The 2,409-nt window shown below is 66.5% G+C and carries 2 protein-coding genes; both read left to right on the forward strand.

Annotated elements, in window-relative coordinates; all coding sequences use genetic code 11:
- Nucleotides 1-987 (forward strand): glutamine synthetase family protein (locus H7A76_RS32140; protein ID WP_185702233.1); only part of this gene is annotated, 987 nt, incomplete at its 5' end.
- Nucleotides 988-1,020: 33 nt separating this feature from the next.
- Nucleotides 1,021-2,409: aldehyde dehydrogenase (locus H7A76_RS32145; protein WP_185702234.1), on the forward strand; the 1,389-nt coding region annotated here is incomplete at its 3' end.

Genomic DNA, 2,409 nt, shown 5'->3' on the forward strand with positions numbered 1-2,409 from the left:
GTGAGCAAGTTCGACGAACTGGGCCTGACCATCTGCGCCGCGTTCGAGCTGGAGTTCTACCTGATCGACCAGGAGAACGTGAACGGCCGTCCACAGCCTCCACGCTCGCCGATCTCCGGCAAGCGCCCGCAGTCGACCCAGGTCTACCTGATCGACGACCTCGACGAATACGTCGACTGCCTGCAGGACATCCTCGAAGGCGCGAAAGAACAGGGCATCCCCGCCGACGCCATCGTCAAGGAAAGCGCCCCGGCCCAGTTCGAAGTCAACCTGCATCACGTGCCCGACCCGATCAAGGCCTGCGACTATGCGGTCTTGCTCAAGCGCCTGGTGAAGAACATCGCCTACGACCATGAGATGGACACCACCTTCATGGCCAAGCCTTACCCGGGCCAGGCGGGCAACGGCCTGCATGTGCACATCTCGATCCTCGACAAGCAGGGCAACAACATCTTCGCCAGCGAAGACCCCGAGACCAACGCGGCCCTGCGCCATGCCATCGGCGGCGTGCTGGAAACCCTGCCGGAACAGATGGCCTTCCTGTGCCCCAACGTCAACTCCTACCGCCGTTTCGGCGCCCAGTTCTACGTGCCGAACTCGCCGACCTGGGGCATCGACAACCGCACCGTGGCCGTGCGCGTGCCCACCGGCTCGGCGGACGCGGTGCGTATCGAGCATCGGGTGGCCGGTGCCGACGCCAACCCCTACCTGCTGATGGCCTCGGTGCTGTCGGGTATCCACCACGGCCTGACCCACCAGATCGAACCCGGCCCGGCCATGGAGGGCAACGCCTACGAGCAGAGCGAGCCGAGCTTGCCGAGCAACCTGCGCGACGCCCTGCGCGTGCTGGACGACAGCGAGGTGATGGCCAGGTACATCGACCCGATGTACATCGACGTGTTCGTGGCTTGCAAGGAAAGCGAGCTGGCGGAGTTCGAGAACTCCATCTCCGACCTGGAATACAACTGGTACCTGCACACGGTCTGACGGCCGTGTGTCTTCGCGCGTTGAGTATTCGCCATGACTAGATCCCGCAGCGATTGGGAGCAGCGCTTCCAATCCCTCACCCTGGAAGGCCGCGCCTTCATCGACGGCCAGTACTGCGCTGCCCAGGGCGGCGCCACTTTCGAATGCCTGAGCCCGGTGGACGGGCGCTTCCTGGCCAATGTCGCCAGTACCGACCAGGCCGATGCCGATCATGCCGTGGCCGTGGCGCGCCAGGCCTTCGCCAGCGGCGTGTGGTCGGGCAAGGCCCCGGCCGAGCGCAAGCGCATCCTGATCCGCTTTGCCGAGCTGATCCTCGAGCACCAGGAAGAACTGGCGCTCCTGGAGACCCTGGACATGGGCAAGCCCATCAGTGATTCCCTGGCCATCGACATCCCGGCCACGGCCAATGCCATCCGCTGGAATGCCGAAGCCATCGACAAGCTCTACGATGAAGTGGCGGCCACGCCCCACGACCAGCTGGGCCTGGTGACCCGCGAGCCTTCGGGGGTGGTGGCGGCCATCGTGCCGTGGAATTTCCCGCTGATCATGGCCAGCTGGAAGTTCGCCCCAGCCCTGGCGGTGGGCAACTCGTTCATCCTCAAGCCTTCGGAAAAGTCGCCGCTGACCGCGATCCGCATCGCCCAGCTGGCCCTGGACGCCGGCATTCCCAAGGGCGTGTTCAACGTCCTGCCGGGCTACGGCCACACCGTGGGCAAGGCCCTGGCCCTGCACATGGACGTGGACGTGCTGGCCTTCACCGGCTCCACCGCGGTGGGCAAGCAACTGCTGCAGTACTCTGGCCAGAGCAACATGAAGCGGGTATGGCTGGAGGCCGGCGGCAAGAGCGCCAACGTGGTGTTCGCCGACGCGCCGGACCTGGGCGAAGCGGCCCGAGCGGCGGCTGCGGCGATCGCCTTCAACCAGGGCGAAGTCTGCACCGCCGGCTCGCGGCTGCTGGTGCAGGCGTCGATCCGCGAGCAGTTCCTGCCGTTGCTGGTGGAGGCGCTCAAGGCCTGGCAGCCCGGGCATGCGCTGGACCCGGCCAGCCGCGTCGGCGCCATGGTCGATGAGCGCCAGCTGGACAACGTGCTGCGCTACATCGGCATCGGCCGGGAGCAGGGCGGGCGACTGTTGGCCGGTGGTGCGCGCACCCTGGAAAGCACCGGCGGCCTGTATGTCGAACCGACCCTCTTCGACGGCGTGACCAACGCCATGACCATCGCCCGCGAGGAGATCTTCGGCCCGGTGCTGGCGGTGATCAGTTTCGATACCGAGGAAGAAGCGCTGGCGATCGCCAACGACAGCATCTTCGGCCTGGCCGCTGCCGTATGGACCCGCGATCTCAGCCGCGCCCATCGCTTCGCCCGGGGCCTGCGCGCCGGCAGCGTCTGGGTCAACCAGTACGACGGCGGCGACATGACC

This window comes from Pseudomonas sp. MSSRFD41, from assembly GCF_014230245.1.
GTDB classification, from domain to species: Bacteria; Pseudomonadota; Gammaproteobacteria; order Pseudomonadales; family Pseudomonadaceae; genus Aquipseudomonas; species Aquipseudomonas piscis.